General features: G+C 72.8%; 21 protein-coding genes and 2 pseudogenes. 11 read left to right on the top strand and 12 right to left on the bottom strand.

Annotated features, from left to right (window positions below; genetic code table 11):
- A pseudogene (locus CCN56_RS28160) lies at window positions 1-215 on the top strand (MBL fold metallo-hydrolase); the annotation flags it as partial.
- Window positions 216-965: 750 nt separating this feature from the next.
- On the opposite strand, the gene CCN56_RS28170 reads toward CCN56_RS28160, so the two are convergent.
- Complete coding sequence (locus CCN56_RS28170) at window positions 966-1385, bottom strand: hypothetical protein (protein ID WP_086830791.1); 420 nt, start codon at window positions 1383-1385, stop codon at window positions 966-968.
- A gap of 178 nt (window positions 1386-1563) precedes the next feature.
- Between CCN56_RS28170 and sigJ the strand changes: the two genes are divergently transcribed.
- Window positions 1564-2520: an RNA polymerase sigma factor SigJ gene (sigJ, locus tag CCN56_RS28175; RefSeq protein ID WP_086830793.1), complete on the top strand. Its 957-nt coding sequence runs from the start codon at window positions 1564-1566 to the stop codon at window positions 2518-2520.
- A gap of 4 nt (window positions 2521-2524) precedes the next feature.
- Here sigJ and CCN56_RS28180 read toward each other — a convergent pair whose 3' ends face one another.
- Window positions 2525-2962, bottom strand: coding sequence for a glutaredoxin domain-containing protein (locus tag CCN56_RS28180; RefSeq protein ID WP_086830795.1), 438 nt, complete (start codon window positions 2960-2962; stop codon window positions 2525-2527).
- Between the two features lie 29 nt (window positions 2963-2991).
- A pseudogene (locus CCN56_RS45950) lies at window positions 2992-3279 on the bottom strand (heme-binding protein); the annotation flags it as partial.
- A 68-nt stretch (window positions 3280-3347) separates the two neighbouring features.
- Here CCN56_RS45950 and CCN56_RS28190 point away from each other — a divergent pair.
- The 7 genes from CCN56_RS28190 to CCN56_RS28220 all read left to right on the top strand — a co-directional run bounded on the left by CCN56_RS28190 (window position 3348) and on the right by CCN56_RS28220 (window position 9065).
- Window positions 3348-4592 (top strand): sensor histidine kinase, encoded by a 1245-nt coding sequence (locus CCN56_RS28190; RefSeq protein WP_086830797.1) that lies wholly within the window; start codon window positions 3348-3350, stop codon window positions 4590-4592.
- 248 nt (window positions 4593-4840) lie between these two features.
- Window positions 4841-6043 carry a cytochrome P450 gene (locus CCN56_RS28195; protein ID WP_086830799.1) on the top strand — a complete coding sequence of 401 codons (1203 nt, stop codon included), beginning with the start codon at window positions 4841-4843 and terminating at the stop codon, window positions 6041-6043.
- Window positions 6044-6057: 14 nt separating this feature from the next.
- Window positions 6058-6267 carry a ferredoxin gene (locus CCN56_RS28200; protein WP_086830801.1) on the top strand — a complete coding sequence of 70 codons (210 nt, stop codon included), beginning with the start codon at window positions 6058-6060 and terminating at the stop codon, window positions 6265-6267.
- A gap of 179 nt (window positions 6268-6446) precedes the next feature.
- The gene (locus tag CCN56_RS28205) at window positions 6447-6761 is read left to right on the top strand and encodes a hypothetical protein (RefSeq protein WP_179200011.1); all 315 of its coding nucleotides are present in this window, start codon (window positions 6447-6449) and stop codon (window positions 6759-6761) included.
- A gap of 174 nt (window positions 6762-6935) precedes the next feature.
- Window positions 6936-7631 carry a type 1 glutamine amidotransferase domain-containing protein gene (locus tag CCN56_RS28210; RefSeq protein ID WP_086830803.1) on the top strand — a complete coding sequence of 232 codons (696 nt, stop codon included), beginning with the start codon at window positions 6936-6938 and terminating at the stop codon, window positions 7629-7631.
- Window positions 7632-7782: 151 nt separating this feature from the next.
- Complete coding sequence (locus tag CCN56_RS28215) at window positions 7783-8193, top strand: nuclear transport factor 2 family protein (RefSeq protein WP_086830805.1); 411 nt, start codon at window positions 7783-7785, stop codon at window positions 8191-8193.
- Between the two features lie 77 nt (window positions 8194-8270).
- The gene (locus CCN56_RS28220; protein ID WP_086830807.1) at window positions 8271-9065 is read left to right on the top strand and encodes a YqjF family protein; all 795 of its coding nucleotides are present in this window, start codon (window positions 8271-8273) and stop codon (window positions 9063-9065) included.
- 7 nt (window positions 9066-9072) lie between these two features.
- On the opposite strand, the gene ligA is transcribed toward CCN56_RS28220, so the two are convergent.
- The 3 genes from ligA to CCN56_RS28235 are packed head-to-tail and all read right to left on the bottom strand — an operon-like array spanning window position 9073 to window position 11803.
- A complete protein-coding gene (gene ligA, locus CCN56_RS28225) occupies window positions 9073-11139 on the bottom strand; it encodes an NAD-dependent DNA ligase LigA (protein ID WP_086830824.1) in 2067 nt (688 codons plus the stop codon).
- 48 nt (window positions 11140-11187) lie between these two features.
- Complete coding sequence (locus tag CCN56_RS28230) at window positions 11188-11559, bottom strand: fic family toxin-antitoxin system, toxin component (protein WP_086830808.1); 372 nt, start codon at window positions 11557-11559, stop codon at window positions 11188-11190.
- 16 nt (window positions 11560-11575) lie between these two features.
- Window positions 11576-11803, bottom strand: a complete 228-nt coding sequence (locus CCN56_RS28235; protein WP_086830810.1) for a hypothetical protein — start codon at window positions 11801-11803, stop codon at window positions 11576-11578.
- A gap of 189 nt (window positions 11804-11992) precedes the next feature.
- On the opposite strand from CCN56_RS28235, the gene CCN56_RS28240 reads away from it, so the two are divergent.
- Window positions 11993-13198 (top strand): glycosyltransferase, encoded by a 1206-nt coding sequence (locus CCN56_RS28240; protein ID WP_256962197.1) that lies wholly within the window; start codon window positions 11993-11995, stop codon window positions 13196-13198.
- 141 nt (window positions 13199-13339) lie between these two features.
- Here the strand turns inward: CCN56_RS28240 and gap are convergent, their stop codons facing one another.
- The 5 genes from gap to CCN56_RS28265 form a co-directional block, all read right to left on the bottom strand.
- Window positions 13340-14338: a type I glyceraldehyde-3-phosphate dehydrogenase gene (gene gap, locus CCN56_RS28245; protein ID WP_086830814.1), complete on the bottom strand. Its 999-nt coding sequence runs from the start codon at window positions 14336-14338 to the stop codon at window positions 13340-13342.
- A 131-nt stretch (window positions 14339-14469) separates the two neighbouring features.
- On the bottom strand, window positions 14470-15426 hold the full coding sequence (locus CCN56_RS28250; RefSeq protein WP_086830826.1) for a GlxA family transcriptional regulator: 957 nt from the start codon (window positions 15424-15426) through the stop codon (window positions 14470-14472).
- 121 nt (window positions 15427-15547) lie between these two features.
- Window positions 15548-16081 carry a GNAT family N-acetyltransferase gene (locus CCN56_RS28255; RefSeq protein ID WP_086830816.1) on the bottom strand — a complete coding sequence of 178 codons (534 nt, stop codon included), beginning with the start codon at window positions 16079-16081 and terminating at the stop codon, window positions 15548-15550.
- Between the two features lie 22 nt (window positions 16082-16103).
- Window positions 16104-16532, bottom strand: a complete 429-nt coding sequence (locus CCN56_RS28260; RefSeq protein WP_086830818.1) for a nucleoside deaminase — start codon at window positions 16530-16532, stop codon at window positions 16104-16106.
- Window positions 16529-17392 (bottom strand): LLM class flavin-dependent oxidoreductase, encoded by an 864-nt coding sequence (locus CCN56_RS28265; RefSeq protein ID WP_086830820.1) that lies wholly within the window; start codon window positions 17390-17392, stop codon window positions 16529-16531. Before CCN56_RS28265 ends, CCN56_RS28260 begins: the two co-directional genes overlap by 4 nt.
- Window positions 17393-17486: 94 nt before the next feature.
- Here CCN56_RS28265 and CCN56_RS28270 point away from each other — a divergent pair, with 94 nt between their 5' ends.
- Complete coding sequence (locus CCN56_RS28270) at window positions 17487-17972, top strand: Lrp/AsnC family transcriptional regulator (RefSeq protein ID WP_086830822.1); 486 nt, start codon at window positions 17487-17489, stop codon at window positions 17970-17972.
- Here CCN56_RS28270 and CCN56_RS28275 read toward each other — a convergent pair.
- Window positions 17935-18409 (bottom strand): pyridoxal-phosphate dependent enzyme (locus CCN56_RS28275; protein ID WP_143664646.1); only part of this gene is annotated, 475 nt, incomplete at its 5' end. The genes CCN56_RS28270 and CCN56_RS28275 overlap by 38 nt on opposite strands.

Consider the following 18409-nt stretch of genomic DNA (forward strand, 5'->3'; position numbering starts at 1 on the left):
ACCTCCACGCGCGCGCGTGGGTGGCCGACGCCGCGCGCCTCCTGCGTCTCACCCTCGAGGCGCTGGCCACCGAACTGGTGACGTCCATGCTCGCCGGCGGCGGCATCGTCCTGCGAGACGGGCGGCTGCACGCAGCGGCCGACCACACCCCCGTGGCGGCCGAGTCGCTGCGTGTGCCCTACCCGCGCGCGTGGCCGGCCGTGGAGCCACGCTGAGCCACGCGGACCTCCGGGTCACCAGTCGATGTGCGCGGCGATCCATGAGGCCAGGCCGTCCTCGTCCTCGGCGGGCGGAAGTCCGGGACCGGAGTCGAGGCGTGCAGGACAGCTGCAGGTGGGTGAGGTAGCCGTACGGGCCGTTGTCGGCCGCCGGTCCGAGCACCAGGGCGTGCGTGGCGGTGCGCCAGATCCGGTGCGTCAGGGGCGGCCCGGTGACGAGGCTTTCGGCGGACAGGACCGTCCGCTCGGGCGGTGTGCCGAGGTGGTCGGTCACCGCCCGTGCGGCCCGCGCGAGGACGGCCTCGCACGCGTCGACGGTGCTCGGCCTGCTGCCGCTCCAGCCGGGCTGCTCCTGCCAGCGGTCCACGAGGCCGTACAGCCACGAGGCGTTGGCCATGTCCCCGTCGTGCGGGTCGACGGGGTACACCTCCCCGAAGACCAGGAAGGTCCGGGCCTCGGGGCATCCGAACGGGCTGACCACATCCGTACAGAGCACGTGGCCGTGCGCGGTGCGGAAGGACTCGCAGACGAGCGCGTCCTCCCAGGCCCAGCCCCGGCGTCGCACTTCCGCTTCGACGGCGTCGACGTCGTCCGGGACGGGGGGCACGGCCGGCAACGCCACGAGCTCGGCGACGGCCTCGGTCGTCAACGGCCGGTGGGCGAGGGCACGAACGGGAACGGACATGTGGATCACAGTAGAACGGCCCGGCGAGCGCGCCGACGGCCGGGGAGGCCGCCCGGCGGTGGCTACCGCCGTCCCGTGCCGGAGCGTTCCTTCCACCGGGCGGTGAGGACCTGGCCGAGGGCCAGCACGCTGAGGCCGAACATCAGGACCCCCAGGGGGACATGGAGGGCCGGCTTGTGCGCGATCCCCAGCACCACCTGCATCGAGGAGAGGACGAGGAAGCCGGTCGAGTAGAGGACCGGGCGGGGCGAGCCACCGCCCGGCTTCCAGGCCAGGACCGCTGCCAGCACGTACAGCATGGTCGCGCCGTACGTCACGCGCGCGCCGACGCTGTGCAGCACCTCGGTGTGGGGCGAGGCCAGCAATAGTCCGGCGGTGGTCGCCTGGAAGAAGAGGGTGAGGGTCTGCAGGGCGATCGAGACCTGCAGGAAGGTGCTGCTGCCGGCGCCCCGAACTGCCGTGGTCTGTGCGGTGGTGGCCATGACGTGGTCCTTTTCTTCTGCCTCGCGGCGGTGGCTCGATAGTGTCTCGTCTGTTCGACGACGCAGGGCCGTGAAATGTGAGGCCGGGCCGACCTCCCCTTCCGACGGGGTGCTTCGTCGAGCGGACGCAGGGCCGAGAGCGTCATCGCACGAGACGAACCAGGGAGCAGTCGCGATCATGAGCACCCCCACCACCGAGCCGGGGCACGTCCTGTCCGAGCCGGACCTGAGCGTGGTCGTCGGTGAGCGGCGCCGGCTGATCAACCTCGGCTACCGGCTGCTCGGTTCGCTGTCCGAGGCCGAGGACGCCGTGCAGGAGACGTACGCCCGCTGGTACGCGATGTCGCCCCGGCAGCGGGGGGCCGTCGACTCGCCCGGGGCCTGGCTGACGACGGTGGCCGGCCGGGTCTGCCTGGACATGCTCGGCTCGGCGCGGGTCCGGCGCGAGCGCTACGTCGGGCCGTGGATACCCGAACCGCTGCCCGACCGCTCGGAGTGGGCCGTTGCGCACACGGACGGCGACCGGTCCGAGACCGTCGACCCCGCCGACCGGGTCACCCTGGACGAGTCGGTGAACATGGCGTTCCTCGTCGTGCTGGAGTCGATGACGCCGGCCGAACGCGTGGCGTTCATCCTGCACGACGTCTTCCGGTACCCCTTCGCCGAGGTCGCCGAGATCGTCGGCCGGTCCCCCGCGGCCTGCCGGCAGCTGGCGTCCTCGGCCCGTCGCCGCATCGGCTCCTCCCGGTCTCCGGCCGCGCCGATGGCCGGACAGGCCGCTCTGGTACGGGACTTCAAGGAGGCGTGGGAGGCCAAGGACATCAAGGCCCTGGTCGACCTGCTCGACCCCGGGGCCACGATGACTGCCGACGGCGGCGGCCTGGTCGGCGCCGTGCTGCGTCCGGTCGAGGGCAGCAGGCTCATCGCCCAGTACCTCGTCCACATCGCCGACAAGGCCCCCGGGCTCACCCTCCTGGAGCGGACGGTCAACGGTCGGCCCGGCCTCGTGGCGCAGAACGCCGGTGTCACCGCGACCGTGGCGGCGTTCGACCTCGCCGACGGCCGCATCACCCGCATCTGGGCGGTCCGCAACCCGGAGAAGCTCCGCCCGTGGACGGAGGACGGAGCGAGCTGACCCGTCAGGCGGGAGGCGAGAGCCGCTCGCGCACCCACGCGGGATCGGGGTTGGTGAACGGCCGGCCCGCCACGACGACCGTCGGCACGGTCTCGTTGCCGTCGTTCGCCGCCCGCACGACCGCCGCTCCGTCCGGGTCGCGCCAGATGTTCACCCAGTGCGCCTGGCGGGCGCGGCGGCCCAGCCGGATGCGCAGCCTCACGCAGAACTTGCACCCCGGCCGCCAGTAGACGATCGGCCGGCCGTCGACCGCGCTGCGGCGTTGCGCCTCCACCACGCCGGTCGACCTCGGGAAGATCAGCGGCGAGTTCACCACCGCGAGCAGCAGGAACACCAGGAGGAGCGCTGCGCCTTGGCCGGGGCTGCCCCCGGTGATCGGTCCGATCGCGACGAGCGAGCCGCTGATGACCATCAGCGTCGGCAGGATCCAGGCACGTATCACGAGAGCACAGCCTACCGAGGAGAACATGCCGTACGCGGACCGCCCTTGACCACGACGATGGTGTTGCCGTTGCGGTCGACGACCGCGACGGACACCCGCTGGTCCTCCTTCTCGGCGGCGTCGAGGGTCGCCTGCGCGGCCTTGGTGGCGGCCTCGATCGTCAGTTCCTCGGGCATCGGCCCCCTCGGGGGCTCGGGGAGCTGTGCCGTTCCCGCTTCGACATCCATCCTGGTGCCGGTCACGGCCCTCTCCGATCGGCCTGCAGGCTCCGGCCGGCGCACCCGGCGGAGGACACGGGGGTCAACCGACCGGACGATGCGGAACGGACTCGTCCGGCTAGCCTGGGCTCGGGAGAACGATCGGCGGCGAGGAACGGACGGTGCGGATGGACAGGCGGTCGCCGATCGACGCGGAGGCGCCCGACCCGGACGCCGGTTGGCTCGCGACCGTGATGCACGTGGCGTTCTTCGTCCTGCTGTGCTCCTCGCTCACCCGGTACCTGATCGTCCACCCCGACGCCCCGGGCACCCCCTGGGTGATCGCCCTCGCCGTCGTGCTGGCGCTGCTCTACGTGCTCGGTCCGGTCCTCGGCCCCCGCCAGGCCGACGGGCGCGGCGGCAGGGCCGACGGGCGCCGCACCACCCCCACCACGGCCCACGGACTGTGGCTGGCGGCCGTCATCGGGGCCTGGCTCACCCTCGTGGCCCTGGCACCGAGCTTCGGCTGGTGCGCGGTGCCGCTCTTCTACACGGGCCTGCGGTCCCTGCGTACCCGGTCCGCGATCATCCTCGTCGCCCTGCTCACCGTGTTCGTCGTGGGCGCGCAGGTGAAGCTGCGGCTGCGCTTCGGCTTCGACCCGAACCTGATGTTCGCGCCGCCCGCCGTCGCCGCCGTCGCCACCGCCGTCTTCATCTACTCCCAGCGCCAGGCCGACCGGCTGCGGACCGTCATCGTCGACCTCGTCCGCACCCGCCGGGAGCTGGCCGCGACCGAGCGCCGCGAGGGCGCCCTCGCCGAACGGCAACGCCTGTCCATGGAGATCCACGACACCCTCGCGCAGGGCCTGTCCAGCCAGCAGATGCTGCTGCAGGCCGCCGACCGGCTCTGGGACACCGACCCGGCCGCCGCCCGCCGCCACGTCCGTACCGCCGGGTCCGTCGTCGAGCGGAACCTCGCCGAGGCCCGCCGCTTCGTCCACGACCTCGCGCCCGCCGACCTCGCCGGGGGCGGCGGACTCGACGACGCGCTGCGCACCCTCGCCGAGCGGGAGTCCTCCGACGCCCTCCGGGTCCGCTTCCACCAGGACGGCACGCCCGCCGCCGCCCTCCCCGACCGCGTACAGGCGGCGCTGCTGCGGATCGCCCAGGGCGCGCTGGCCAACATCCGCGAGCACGCCGACGCCGGCACCGCGACCCTGACCCTCAGCCATCTGGACGACCAGGTCGTCCTGGACGTCGCCGACGACGGCCGCGGCTTCGACCCGGTCGAGAGGCCGGGCGGCGTACGCGGTCACGGGCTGCCCGCCATGCGCGCGCGTGTCCGGCAACTCGGCGGCACCCTCACCGTCGAGTCGGCGCCCGGCGAGGGGACGGTCCTGACGGCCGTCGTCCCCCTGTCGCCACCGCCGTGACACCGGCGGGGCCCGTCCTTGCGGGGGTCTTTTCGGGGGTCCTTGCAGGGGTCCTCGCGGAGGTCCTTTCGGGGCCCCGAGGGTCCTTGCGGAGGGACCTCGCGGGGCGGGCCGGCCCCCACCGCCGTTCGGGCCGCGCCCGTTCCGGTGGAATGGCCGAACTGTGCGTAGACCAGATAGGTGCCTGAGGCATGTAGTGGAGACGGCACCACCGTCCCTGCCACCGATTCGCACCCAGCGAGGCCCCCGTGACGAAAGCCGTGACGAAAACCGTGGCGTTCCCCCAGGACCGAACCTGCCCCTACCACCCGCCCACCGCCTACCCCCGGACCGAGGAGGAGCGCCCGCTGTCGCGGGTCACCCTGTGGGACGGGAGGCCGGTGTGGTTCGTCACCGGCCATGCGGCCGCCCGCACGCTCCTCGCGGACCAGCGGCTGTCCACCGACTCCACCCGTGACGGCTTTCCGATGCCGACGGAACGTGCCATGGCCGTGCGCAGCCGCCGACGCGCGGCGCTGCTCGGCTGGGACGACCCCGAGCACAACGCCCAGCGCCGGCTGCTGATCCCCAGCTTCACCCTCAAGCGTGCCGAGACCCTGCGGCCCCGCATCCAGGAGACCGTGGACCGGCTCCTCGACGCGGTGGAGGCGCAGGGACCACCGGCCGAGCTGGTGAGCGCATTCGCGCTGCCGGTGCCCTCGATCGTCATCTGTGACCTGCTCGGGGTTCCGTACGAGGACCACGACTTCTTCGAGGAGCAGTCGCGACGGCTGCTGCGCGGCCCGACGGCCGCGGACACCGAGGACGCGCTCGCGCAGCTGGAGGGCTACCTCGGCGGCCTGATCGACCGCAAGCGGCTGAAGCCCGGCGACGGCGTCCTCGACGACCTGGTGGCACGCGGGTCCGGGGACGGCGGTCCCGAACGCGAGGAGCTGGTGCAGCTCGCCACGATCCTGCTGGTGGCCGGGCACGAGACCACGGCGAACATGATCTCCCTGGGTACGTACACCCTGTTGCGCCACCCGGAGCGGCTGGCCCAGCTGCGGGCGGATCCCGGGCTCGTGCCCACCGCCGTCGAGGAGCTGCTGCGGTTCCTGTCGATCGCCGACGGGCTGCTCCGCGTGGCGCGCGAGGACATCGATGTCGCCGGGACGGTGATCCGTGCGGGCGAGGGCGTGGTCTTCTCGACCTCGGTCATCAACCGGGACGCGTCCGCCTACAGCGATCCGGACACCCTCGACTGGGCCCGGTCCGCCCGCCACCACGTGGCGTTCGGTTTCGGCATCCACCAGTGCCTCGGGCAGAACCTCGCCCGCGCGGAGCTGGAGATCGCGCTCGGGACGCTCCTGCGCCGGCTGCCGGGGCTCCGGCTGGCCGTGCCCGCCGAGGAGGTCCCGTTCAAACCGGGCGACACGATCCAGGGGATGCTCGAACTCCCCGTCACTTGGTGAAAGGAGCGGTACGGATGCGGATCTCGATCGACGGGAACGTCTGCATCGGCGCGGGGCAGTGCGCGCTGACCTCCCCGGACGTCTTCACCCAGGACGACGACGGCTTCGGAACGGTCGTCCCGGGCCGGGAGGACGGCACCGGAACGCTGGTCCGCGAGGCGGCCCGCGCCTGCCCCGTACGGGCGATCACCCTCCACGACCCCGCCGACGAGGCACGCACATGACGGCGGTCCGCGGCTGACGAGGAGTCGGCGCCGCCGTGCTCGCGGCGCCGGCTCCTGCGCACGGATATCGGGACGCGGTACGGACACGCCGTACCGCACACTCCGCAGATGATCGTTCTGCAGCCCGTCCTGGAGGTCCGCGCCCCCGCCGGCTCGCCCTCTGGCCGGTCTCGGCATCCGTGCCGTACGGTTTCCTGCCCCTCAGCGGCGCGCTCGACGCCGCCGAGGTCGGTACGGCGGTGATGCGCATCGCCGACACCAGGACCGGTGTCACCCTGCTCCCCGGCTGCTGCAAGGGCCTGGAGGAACGGCGCGACTGGTTCGCGGTCCTCGACGGCGACGGCTGGGCCTCCTTCGGTCACCACCCCTCGCCGCTCGCCGAGCGCCCCGGGAACGACGTACGGCTGACCGTCGACGCGGAACAGGACGACAGCCCGGTGATCGACGTACCGGTCGCCGAACCGCGCCACCCGTGTTCCCCGTCCACTCATTGAGCTCCCTATGGGAGGCATTGGTTTCTTCATTGGAAACCTATGGGTCGCCGACCTAGTGTCGAGGACGTCGTCGCACTGACGATCTCGCCGCGGAACGTCACTCGGGCCAGAGTGTCGGTGTGCGCATTCCCGTCTCCGGGCCCCGACCGGGTCCGCCACCCCTGGAGCTCCTCCATGTCGAAGATCCTTTTCGTGATGACCGGTGCCGACCACTGGACGCTGGCCGACGGCACCAAGCACCCGACCGGTTTCTGGGCCGAGGAGGCCGTCGCACCGTACGAGGCGTTCAAGGCCGCCGGGCACGAGGTCGTCGTCGCCACCCCGGGCGGTGTCGTCCCGACCGTCGACGCGGGCAGCCTCACACCTGAGGCCAACGGCGGCCAGGAGGGCGCCGACAAGGTCGCCGCGACGCTCGCGTCCATCGGCGAGATCAAGAACCCGATCAAGCTGGAGAACGCCCGTCTGGCCGATTACGACGCCGTCTTCTACCCCGGTGGCCACGGCCCCATGGAGGACCTCGCCGTGAACGCGACCTCCGGCAGGCTGCTGGTCGACGCCCTGGACTCGGGCAAGCCGCTGGGCGTCGTCTGCCACGGCCCGGCCGCGCTCCTCGCCGCCACGAACGCCGACGGCGCGAACGCCTTCGCCGGCCGCAAGGTCGCCGCCTTCACCAACGCCGAGGAGACCCAGGCCGGTCTCGCCGACCGGGCGAAGTGGCTCCTCGAGACCCGGCTCGTCGAGGCCGGCGTGGACGTCCAGGTCGGCGAGCCGTGGGCGCCGCACGTCGTCGTCGACGGCAACCTGGTCACCGGTCAGAACCCGTCCTCCTCCGCCCCGCTCGCCGCGGAGCTGCTCAGGAAGCTGGCCTGACCGCCTCCGTGCGGACCGGGTCGACGAGGCCCTCGCGCCACCCCGCCCCGGAGCTCGCCGGGGCGGGGCTTTCCGGGCCTGGACAGGGCCGCCCCACGTCGCTAGCCTCCTCCCCACTTACTCACTTAGTTGACTAGCTGCGGAGATGTATATGAAGTCCTTCCGTCAGGCCGTCGAGGCGAACGACCACGCGGCCATCGAGGCGCTGCTCGCCGAGGACGTCGTCTTCACCAGCCCCGTGGCCTTCAAGCCCTACCCCGGCAAGGCGATCACCGCGGCCATCCTGCGCGGGGTCTCCCGGGTCCTCACCGACTTCCGCTACGTCCGGGAGATCAACGGCGAGGACGGTCGCGACCACGCCCTCGTCTTCGAGGCCCGGGTCGGCGACCGTGCGATCACCGGCTGCGACTTCCTCCACCTGAACGAGCAGGGCCTCATCGACGACTTCATGGTCATGGTCCGGCCGCTCTCCGCCGCACAGGCCCTGTCCGAGGCGATGGGCGCGCAGTTCGACCGCATCGCGGCCGAGGCCTCCGGCGCGGCGCAGGCGGACGGGGCGTGAGCAGCGACCACGACGGGACGCCTGTCTGAGCCCCCGCCCTCCGGCAGGCGGGGACGCGAAACCTGGATACTGGCACGATGCCGCTGACCCCGCCCGCCCCGGAGCCCGAGCCCATATCGGCCGACCCGCCGCACCGCACGGACCGCACCCTGCTCACCCAGTCCTGGCTCGACCTGGCGTTCCTGCACTGGCCCGCGGACCCGGCCGAGGTGGCCCCGCTCCTTCCGGCCGGGACCGTGCCCGACACCCTCGACGGGGTCACCTACGTCGGCCTCGTCGCCTTCCGGATGCACCGCGTCGGCTGGTTCCGGCTTCCCGGGCTCCCCTACCTCGGGAGCTTCCCGGAGACCAACGTGCGCCTGTACTCCGTGGACGGACACGGGCGCCGCGGTGTCGTGTTCCGCTCGCTCGACGCGTCCCGCCTCCTTCCCGTGACCGTCGGGCGGTGGGCGTTCCGCATCCCCTACGTGTGGTCGAAGATGACCGTCCGGACCGACGGCCCCACCGTCACGTACACCAGCAGGCGGCGGTGGCCGGGGCCGCGCGGGGCGCACAGCGCGATCAGCGTGGACATCGGCGAGCGGGTCGAGGAGCCCACCGCGCTCGAACACTTCCTGACCGCCCGCTGGGGCATGCACAGCTCCTTCCGCGGGCGCCCCCTCTACCTCCCGAACACCCACCCCCGCTGGCCGCTGCACCGCGCCCGCCTCGTCAGCTGCGACGAGTCCCTCCTCACCGCGGCCGGCCTCCGCCGCCCCCTCGGGGAGCCCGTGAGCGTGCTGTACTCACCGGGCGTTCCGGTCCGCTTCAGCGGCCCGCCACGGCTCCCGCGGACCGTGTCCGTCCCGCGCCCGAGGGCGGGCGGCGGCTGAAGCGCCCTCAGCTCAGATACACGGCCACCAGCGTGGCGAAGTCCTCCGGGCTGAGGACCTCGACGCCCAGTTCCTGGGCCTTGACGGCCTTCGAGCTCGGCTTGCCGTTCGCGGACGGCGCCGCGACCAGGTACGTGGTCCTGGAGTTGACGCCGCTGCCCACGCGCCCGCCGGCCTTCTCGATGAGCGCGCCCATCTCGGAGCGCCCCCAGCCGTCCAGCGGACCGGTCATCTTCCCCGTCACGACGACGGTCTTCCCGATCAGCGGGCCGTCGACCGCGTCCTCGGCCTTCTCCGGCCGCGGCTCGGTCATGCCGACGCCCGCCGCGATCAGCTTGTCGATCACGGGGGCGAGCACGGAGACCTGCTCGACGATGACCGGCGCCTTCTCCGGGCCTATGCCCTCGACCTCCTGCAGGGCTTCGGCGTCGGCCGCGCGGATGGCCTCCATCGTGCCGAAGTGCGCGGCGAGGCGCCGGGACATGCTGCGGCCGGTGCCCGGCACGCCGAGCGCGCAGAAGACACGGCTGAGGGGACGGGACTTGGCGAGCCGGATCTGCTCGGCCAGTTTCGCGCCCCGCTTGGCGCTGCCGGAGGCAGCGGTGAGCTGCTCCTCGGTGAGGGTGAACAGGTCGGCGACGTCACCGACGACCCCGGCGGCGATCAGCGCGTCGACGTACTTCCGGCCGAGGCCGTCGATGTCGAGGATGTCGCGCCCGGCGACGTACTCGATCAGCGGGGCGAGCGCGCAGGCGGTGCCCTTCGCGCAGCGCCACCGCTCCTGGCTCTTGTCGATCTCCCCGCCGCAGTTCGGGCACTCCTCGGGCAGGGGTACGGGCACGGCACCCTGCGGGCGGAGCTCGACGACGGCGGCCTGGACGCGCGGGATGATGTCGCCGGCCTTGTGGACGGTCACGGTGTCGCCGATGTGGAGGTCCCGCCGGAGGATGTCGGCGGGATTGTGCAGGGTCGCGCGGGTGACGGTGGAACCGTCGAGCTCCACGGCGGCGAGCACCGCGGTCGGGGCGAGCACACCCGTACGGCCCACTTCCCAGAACACGTCCTCGAGGACGGTCTGGCGCTCGACGGCCGGCAGCTTGTAGGCGATCGCCCAGTACGGGAAGCGGCTGCCGAAGCCCGCCGTCGCCTGCTCGGTGGCGCTGTCGGCCTTGATGACGACGCCGTCGATGCCGAACGGCAGGGCCGCGCGCATCGCGGCGATCGCGTCGACCCGCTCCTGCGCCTCGGCGAGGGTGGCGACGACGTGCAGTCCGGCCGGGGTGGCCGCCGTGGTCTGCACGCCCGCTTCCGCCACCGCGGCCAGTGTCTCGGCGTGACCGCCCCCGGCGGGCAGGAACGCCACGCCGTCCGACTCGACCGCGCCGTACGCCCAGAACGTCATCGCCAACCGGTAGGGCCGGTCCTTCGCCCGCAGCGTGCCGGCGGCTCCGTTGCGCGGATTGGCGAAGACGTCGCCGCCATGGGCGATCCGTATCTCGTTCGCGGCCTCGAACTGCTCCTGGGTGAAGAGGACTTCGCCGCGCGCCTCGAAGGTGGCGGGCACGGCCAGCTGCTCGGGGAGGCCCGTGATCGTCCCGATGACATGGCTGACGTCCTCGCCCTTCGAACCGTCGCCGCGGGTGATGATCTGCACGAGGCGCCCGTCGCGGTAGCGGGCGGCGACGGCCGCGCCGTCCATCTTCGGCTCGACGGTGAACCCTCCCGCCGGCTCGTGTCCCAGGCGCCGCTGGAGCGAGGCGCCCCAGGCGACGAGCTCCTCGGGGGCGAAGACGTTGTCGAGACTGAGCAGCCGCGTCGTGTGCTCGACGTCGCCGGCGGGAGCGGCTCCGTCGGCGACCTGATCGGCCGGCGAGTCCGGAGCGACGTCCTCGGGGTGCTCCGCCTCCCAGGCCTTCACGGCGAGCCGCAGCCGGTCGTACGTAGCGTCGTCCATGACGCTGTAGCCCGCGCCGAAGTACGTGCGGGACGCGTCACGCAGACGTTCGATCGCGGCCTCGTACGCGGCACGGCTGGACAGGCTGAAGTGCGCCTCTACGGCGGGCGTTGTCGTCATGTCGAACATCTTGTCGCAGGGCACTGACAACGCCCGTCCGGCGCCGGATCAGCGCGTCCACTCCCGCAGGACGTCCGCGATGCGGCGTACGTCGGCGCGGCCTGCGACGACTTCGTCGACGAGGTCGACGGCCTCCTTGGCGGTGACCCGGATCGGGTGCCCGGAGGCGTGGAGGTAGGCGGCGGCCACGGTCATTCCGTACAGCTCGTTGGAGTGCTCCAGGGCCGGAACACGGACCAGCTGCTCCAGGAGCGCGGCGGCCCGGTGGTGGGGCTGGTCGTAGACCGGGGTGTCCATCACGCGGAAGGCATGGCGGGCACGGGCCGCTTCGAGCGATCCCCAGTCGGAGATCTCCGGGTCGCCGGGGATCTCCTGCTGGGCGATGTCGAGCAGGAAGGAGAGGTCGATCTGCAGGATCATGTGCGGGAGGCCCGGTTCAGGCGGCGTCGGCGCCGCGACCGGCGGGCCCGCCGAACCGGTCGGCGAAGACCTGCCCGTGATCGGCGACGAACTGACGGGCCCCTTCCAGGAACCGCGTCCGCGTCAGGTCGGCGTCGAGGACCTTGCTCGCGTACGCCTCGGCATCCACCCGCTTCTCGGCGGCGGCCCGCTCCAGCGCCTCGTACGCCTCGTCGCTGATCTCGATCCGGATCTCCCGTGCCATACACCCACGGTAGCGGGCCCCTCCCCGGCCCGAAAGGGAAACGGGGCGAGTGCACGTCTCCTGAGCACTCGTCACCTTCCCCCTCTCCACGTACAGCGCACGGGGGGGGACTTGCGGCAAGGTCCCGGTCGTGACGCAGAATCGCCTACTCAGACCGGGAGTCGTGGACGTAGGAGTCGCAGGGTGCGTGTGGTGTTGTCGACGTACGGGGCGCGCGGGAGCGTCGAGCCGATGGCGGGGCTCGCGGTGGCGTTGCGGGAGGTCGGTGCGGAGGTGCGGGTGTGCGCGCCGCCCGACGAGGAGTTCGCGGAGCGGCTCGCCGAAGCCGGTCTGGCGGTGGTGCCGACGGGGCGGCCGGTGCGTCCGCTGGTGACGACGGTGGCACCGGGGTCGGCGGGCCTGGCACAGCGGGTGGCCGACTTGATGGCCGCGCAGTTCGAGACGGTCGCCGCGGCGGCCGAGGGAGGCGACGTGCTGGTGGCGACCGGGCCGCTGCCGGTCACGGCCGGGGCGCGGTCGGTGGCCGAGAGGCTCGGCATCCGTTACGTGCACGCCAGTCATCAGCCGGTCGTGCTGCCGTCGCCGTACCGCCGGCCACCCGCGCGGCGGGGCCGGCCGCTGCCGGAGGAGGTGACGGACAACCGGGTGCTGTGGGACCTGGACGCCCGGATCGCGGACGAGATGTTCGGGGAGATGCTCAACGCCCAGCGGGCCGCGGCCGGCCTGCCGCCGGTCTCCCGTGTCCGCGACTACGCCTTCACCGAACGGCCGTTTCTGGCCTCGGACCCCGTCCTGGACCCGTGGCGGCCGACGGGTCTTGACGTCGTGCAGACCGGTGCGTGGATCCTCCCCGACGAACGTCCGCTCCCCGCCGAGCTGGTGGAGTTCCTGGACGCCGGTGCTCCGCCGGTGTACGTGGGCTTCGGCAGCACGCCCATGGGTGGCGCCCCGGACATCGCCCGCGTGGCCGTCGAGTCGGTCCGTGCGCGGGGCCGGCGCGCGCTCCTCGCCCGGGGCTGGGCCGATCTCGGCCTCGTCGACGACCGCGACGACTGCTTCGTCGTCGGCGAGGTCAACCACCAGGCGCTGTTCCGCCGGGTGGCCGCCGTCGTGCACCACGGCAGCGGGGGCACCACGACGGCCGCCACGCGGGCGGGCGCGCCCCAGGTCGTCGTACCGCAGGGTGCCGATCAGCCGTACTGGGCGGGCCGTGTGTCCGACCTGGGCATCGGTGTCGCGCACGAGGGCCCGCGCCCGAGCGTCGAGTCCCTGTCGGTCGCGCTGGAGACGGCCCTCGCGCCCGAGACCCTCGCTCGCGCGACCGCGGTGGCGGGCACGGTCCGCCCCGACGGGGCGACAGTGGCCGCGAAGTTGCTGCTCGACATCGTCGGGTGAGGGGAGCGGACATACGATCCCTGCCCGGCCGGACGATTCCCGTCCGGAAACACGTCACACGCCGACTCCCGTGCGGTCGGAGTCGGCGTGTGAGGGTGCCTGTTCCCGCTACCCGGCGGGAGTCGGCCGTTCGGCTCGTCGTCAGTTCGCGGCGAGGAGCTGGAGGGTGTCGATCACGCGGTTCGAGAAGCCCCACTCGTTGTCGTACCAGGCGACGACCTTGACGTGGCGTCCCTCGACGCGGGTGAGGGCCGAGTCGAAGATCGACGAGTGCGGGTTGCCCACGATGTCGGCGGAGACCAGCGGGTCCTCCGAGTACTCGAGGACGCCGGCCAGCGGGCCCTCGGCGGCGGTGCGGTAGGCCGACAGGACGTCCTCGAGGGTCACGTCGCGGGCGACGGTCGTGTTGAGCTCGACGATCGAGCCCACCGGGACGGGCACGCGGATCGAGTCGCCGGACAGCTTGCCGTCCAGGTTCGGCAGCACGAGGCCGATGGCCTTCGCGGCGCCCGTGGAGGTCGGCACGATGTTGACGCCGGCGGCGCGGGCGCGGCGCGGGTCGCGGTGCGGGCCGTCCTGCAGGTTCTGCTCCTGCGTGTAGGCGTGAACGGTCGTCATGAAGCCGTGCTCGATGCCTGCGAGGTCGTCGAGGACCTTCGCGAGGGGCGCGAGGGCGTTGGTCGTGCAGGAGGCGTTCGAGACGATCGTGTGCAGCTCGGCGTCGTACGCGTCGGTGTTCACGCCGTACGCGAGGGTGACGTCGGCACCGTCGGCGGGCGCGCTGACGAGGACCTTCTTCGCACCGGCGTCGAGGTGCGCGCGGGCGGCCTTGGCCGAGGTGAAGCGGCCGGTCGACTCGAGGACGATGTCCACGCCGAGCTCGGCCCACGGCAGGTCGGCCGGCTCGCGCTCGGCGAGCACCTTGATGCGGCGGCCGTCGACGACGAGGGTGTCCCCGTCGACGGTGACCGGGCGGCCCAGGCGGCCCGAGGTCGAGTCGAAGGCGAGGAGCCGTGCAAGGGCCGTGGGCTCCGTCAGGTCGTTGACGGCGACGACCTCGAGGTCGGTGTCGCGCTCGAGGAGCGCGCGGAGCACGTTGCGTCCGATGCGGCCGAAACCATTGATGGCGATGCGAGTCATGAGTGGTGTCCCTTCCGACCTTCTGATTCGCCACCCAGGTTCGCGCGGAAGATCGACCTCGACCAGCGGCGTGATCGCCACGGTCCGCAAGTATCGCGCCATGATCCCGCCACGGCTCCGATATGCCCGGTTTACTCCCCCTGTGTGAACGTGCGCCGGTACTCGCTCGGTGTGGTGCCCAGGATGTGCTGGAAGTGCAGGCGCAGATTCGCCCCGGTTCCCAGGCCGACGTCGGCGGCGATCTGCTCGACGCCCCGCTCGGAGCGTTCGAGCAGTTCACGGGCCATGTCGATGCGGGCGCGCATGACCCACTGCATCGGCGTGTACCCGGTGTCCTCGACGAACCGACGCGAGAAGGTGCGCGGCGACACCGCCGCGTTCCGGGCGAGTATCTCCAGGGTGAGGGGCTCGCCGAGCCGGTGCAGCGCCCATTCGCGGGTGGCGGCGAACCGCTCGCCGAGCGGCTCCGGCACGCTGCGCGGTACGTACTGCGCCTGGCCGCCGCTGCGGTACGGGGCGGCGACGAGGCGCCGGGCCGCGTGGTTCGAGGCGGCGATGCCGAGGTCCCTGCGCAGGATGTGGAGGCACAGGTCGATGCCGGAGGCGGCGCCGGCGGACGTGAGCATGCTGCCCTCGTCGACGAAGAGGACGTTCTCGTCGACGTGGATCAGCGGGCGCTTGGCCGCGAGCGCCCGCGCGTAGTGCCAGTGCGTCGTGGCGCGTTTGCCGTCGAGGAGGCCGGTCGCGGCGAGGGCGAAGGCGCCCGTCGAGATGGCGGCGAGCCGCGCCCCGCGGGCGTGGGCGGCGATCAGCGCGTCGACGACGGCTCGGGGCGGGTCCTCGCGGTCGGGGTGCCGGTAGCCGGGGACGAAGACGATGTCGGCCCACGCGAGTGCTTCCAGGCCGTGGGCGACCTGGTACGCCAGGCCGTCGCCACCGGCCACGACCCCGGGTTCGGCGCCGCAGACCCGTACCTCGTACGGCATGCTCGCCCGGGTCGTGAACACCTGCGCGGGGATACCGACGTCGAGGGGTTTGGCGCCTTCGAGGACGAGGACGGCGACGCGGTGGAGACGTGAAGCAGACACGTCCACGAGGGTACGCGGCCCTGTGTCCGCGCTGGTCAGCGGCGGTCCGGAAGGCCCCTCACCGCCGGGTCCCGGCGCCCGGTCGGCCCTGCCGGAGGCGTCGTCGGCGAAGGCCCGGTGATCACGCCTGGTACTCGGTGAGGTCGATGGCGTAGACGCGCAGGGGAAGCCCGAAGACCGGGTGGCTCGTCTCCCGCTCCGGCACCATGCCGAGCTTGCGCATGACGTTCTCGGAGGCCCGGTTGCCGGTGTGGGTGATGGCGACGACCCGGTCGAGCCCGCGGTCCTGGAGGGCGAACTCCAGGACCGCGTGGGCGGCCTCGGAGGCGTACCCCTGGCCCCAGAACTGCCGGCCCAGGCGCCAGCCGATCTCCACGTCGGGGAGCACCTCCGGCAGGAACTCCGGCACGGAGAGACCGGCGAAGCCGATCAGCTCGCCGGAGCCGAGGAGCTCGACGGCGAAGATCCCGAAGCCCTCCTCGTCCCACTCCTCCTCGTACCGCTCGATGGCCTCCGCGGTCTGCTCCGGGTCACGGACCGAGCCGTCGCCGATCCACCGCATGACCTCGGGGTCGGCGTTGATCTCCGCCATGGGGACGAGGTCGTCGTCGATCCAGCGGCGGAGCAGGAGTCGGGGGGTGAGGATCTCGGTCATGCCCCCATCCTGACGCATTCGGTCAGCGGTAGTACGGCTCGACCACGGCCCGTACCTCGTCGGACAGCGCGGGGCCGTCCTGCGGCACGGGCGGGCGACCGCTCCCGGGGCGGATGCCGAGGAGCTGTTCGTTGGAGAGGGCGTACACGACGCGGCGCAGGCCCGCCTGCCGGATGACCGCTTCGCACATGCCGCAGGGCTGGCAGCTGGTGTACATCGTGGTCTCGGCCGCCGTCGCCGGGTCCAGTTCCCGGGCCGCCCACCGGGCGAGCTTGAGTTCGGGGTGGGCGGTGACGTCCCGGTCGGTGAGCGTGGTGTTGTGTTCCTCCGCCAGGACCGTCCCGTCCGGTGCCGCGAGGAGCGAACCGAACGGCGGGTTGCCGGACTCCCGCGCCGTGGCGGCGAGGGCGATGGCGCGTCGGAGGAGGGTGTGGTCGTCGGCTGTCGTCATGACGGCTCCGTTCGGGCGCGGTGCGGGGAGGGGTGCGCGGCCACGGTGGCGAGTGCCTGCCAGGCCGCCTGCGGGTGCGTGGTCTCGTGGGGGTCGCCGCCGTACGGGTCGAGGACGACGGCCTCGGCGCCCGTCAGCCGCAGCCGGTCGAGGTCGTCCATGATCTGGTCGATCGTCCCCTCCCCCGCGAGGCGGTCCGGTCCGCCGACCGGTGCCGCGGTGAGCCTGAGGGCGATGCGAGGGGCCAGGGCGGGTGCGGGAAGCCGCTGCTCGTCCGCGTACTCCTTCAGCCTCGCGGCGCCTTCGCGCAGCTGCGGCAGTGTGCGGCGCAGGGGGTGCCAGGCGTCCCCGAACCGTACGGCGCGGCGCAGTCCCGCGTCGCTGTGGCCGCCGATCCAGACCGGAATCCGGCGGTCTCCGTGGGCGGCGGTGTCGGCCCAGGCCTCGCGCAGGGCCTGGAGGTGTTCGTCGGTGAGACGTCCCCGGTGTGCGAAGGGGAGCCCGAAGGCGGCGAACTCCTGCCGTGCCCAGCCCACCCCCACGCCGAGGACGAGCCGGCCGCCGCTCAGGGCGTCGGGGTTGGCCGCCATGCGGGCGGTGAGCAGCGGGTGCCGGTGGGGGGCGATGAGGACCGTCGTGCCGAGGCCGATGCGGCTGGTGACGCCGGCCAGCCACGACAGGGTGGTGAACGGCTCGTAGAAGGGTGCCGGGTAGCGCTCGGCCACGTCGGGGGTGATGGCGATGTAGTCCGAGACCATCAGCAGGTCGTACCCGAGGCCCTCCACGGTCCGGGCCCGGCTGCGCAGCATTCCGGGGTCGGCGCCGGGGCCGAAGTTGAGGATGTCGACTCCGATCTTCACGCGGCAGAGGCTAGCCAGGCGCGCGGGGTGAGCAGAAGTGATTCCCGCCTGTTCAGGGGCCGTTCGGCCGTGGATTCGCCGGTAATCTGATCGGATGACCGAGAGTCTTGATGCGACGGACTGGGCGATCCTGACGGAGGTTCAGCGGGACGGCCGGATCGCGTACACGGAGCTGGCACGGCGGGTGAACCTGAGCGCCTCGGCGACGAAGGAGCGGGTGCGGCGCCTGGAGGAGGCCGGGGTGATCACGGGCTACCGGGCGGAGGTGGATCTGGAGCGGATCGGGTACGCGATCCTCGCGGTCGTCCGGCTCAAGTACCCGGGGACCCGGCACGAGCCGCTGCGCCGGCTGCTCGGCGAGCGCCGGGAGATCCTGGAGTGTCTCCGCACGACGGGGGACGACTGCTACGTCCTCAAGGTCGCCGCCACGTCGATGGCGCACCTGGAGGAGGTCGTGGACGCCCTCGCGGAGTTCGGCAGCACGACCACCGATCTCGTCTTCAGCCGCCCCCTGCCGCCGCGCGGTCCGAGCGAGCCCGGGCTCAGCGGGGCGAACCGGCTGTCGTCGGCGGCTGTGTGAGGTCCGTGGGGTCGGTGTTGGCGCCGCAGAGGACGACGCAGACCTTCTCGCCCGGCGCCGGGCGGTAGCCGGTCCCGCCGGGTCGGTCCCCGGTCGGGGCGGTGAGGGCCGCGAGGGCGGTGGCGGCGGCGTGTTCGACGGCGAGGCGGCGGTCGTCCCAGAGGGCTCGGCGGGCGCGGACGATGTCGGTGTCCGCGACGAGGACGGAGTGGACGCCCTCCTGCTGGGCTGCGCTCACCGCCAGGGCGGAGGCGCGGCGTGCGCCGAGGGAGTCGGCGGCTACGGAGTCGACCGTCACGTCGACGGGGTGTCCGGCCCGTACCGCGGCGTCGAGGGCGCGGCAGTTCTCGGGTTCGACGGCGACGGTACGGATGCCGTGGTGCCGGGCGGCGGTGGCGACGCCGGTGAACAGCCCGCCGCCGCCGACCGCGACGACG

The organism is Streptomyces sp. NRRL B-24572, from assembly GCF_002156145.1.
In the GTDB taxonomy this organism is placed as follows: domain Bacteria; phylum Actinomycetota; class Actinomycetes; order Streptomycetales; family Streptomycetaceae; genus Streptomyces; species Streptomyces vietnamensis.

Coding starts and splice junctions, on each gene's coding strand:
- CCN56_RS28170 (WP_086830791.1), bottom strand. CDS start 1,385: ATGGCCACCACCGCACAGACCACGGCAGTTCGGGGCGCCGGCAGCAGC.
- sigJ (WP_086830793.1), top strand. CDS start 1,564: ATGAGCACCCCCACCACCGAGCCGGGGCACGTCCTGTCCGAGCCGGAC.
- CCN56_RS28190 (WP_086830797.1), top strand. CDS start 3,348: ATGGACAGGCGGTCGCCGATCGACGCGGAGGCGCCCGACCCGGACGCC.
- CCN56_RS28200 (WP_086830801.1), top strand. CDS start 6,058: ATGCGGATCTCGATCGACGGGAACGTCTGCATCGGCGCGGGGCAGTGC.
- CCN56_RS28210 (WP_086830803.1), top strand. CDS start 6,936: ATGTCGAAGATCCTTTTCGTGATGACCGGTGCCGACCACTGGACGCTG.
- CCN56_RS28215 (WP_086830805.1), top strand. CDS start 7,783: ATGAAGTCCTTCCGTCAGGCCGTCGAGGCGAACGACCACGCGGCCATC.
- CCN56_RS28220 (WP_086830807.1), top strand. CDS start 8,271: ATGCCGCTGACCCCGCCCGCCCCGGAGCCCGAGCCCATATCGGCCGAC.
- ligA (WP_086830824.1), bottom strand. CDS start 11,139: ATGACGACAACGCCCGCCGTAGAGGCGCACTTCAGCCTGTCCAGCCGT.
- CCN56_RS28230 (WP_086830808.1), bottom strand. CDS start 11,559: ATGATCCTGCAGATCGACCTCTCCTTCCTGCTCGACATCGCCCAGCAG.
- CCN56_RS28235 (WP_086830810.1), bottom strand. CDS start 11,803: ATGGCACGGGAGATCCGGATCGAGATCAGCGACGAGGCGTACGAGGCG.
- gap (WP_086830814.1), bottom strand. CDS start 14,338: ATGACTCGCATCGCCATCAATGGTTTCGGCCGCATCGGACGCAACGTG.
- CCN56_RS28255 (WP_086830816.1), bottom strand. CDS start 16,081: ATGACCGAGATCCTCACCCCCCGACTCCTGCTCCGCCGCTGGATCGAC.
- CCN56_RS28260 (WP_086830818.1), bottom strand. CDS start 16,532: ATGACGACAGCCGACGACCACACCCTCCTCCGACGCGCCATCGCCCTC.
- CCN56_RS28270 (WP_086830822.1), top strand. CDS start 17,487: ATGACCGAGAGTCTTGATGCGACGGACTGGGCGATCCTGACGGAGGTT.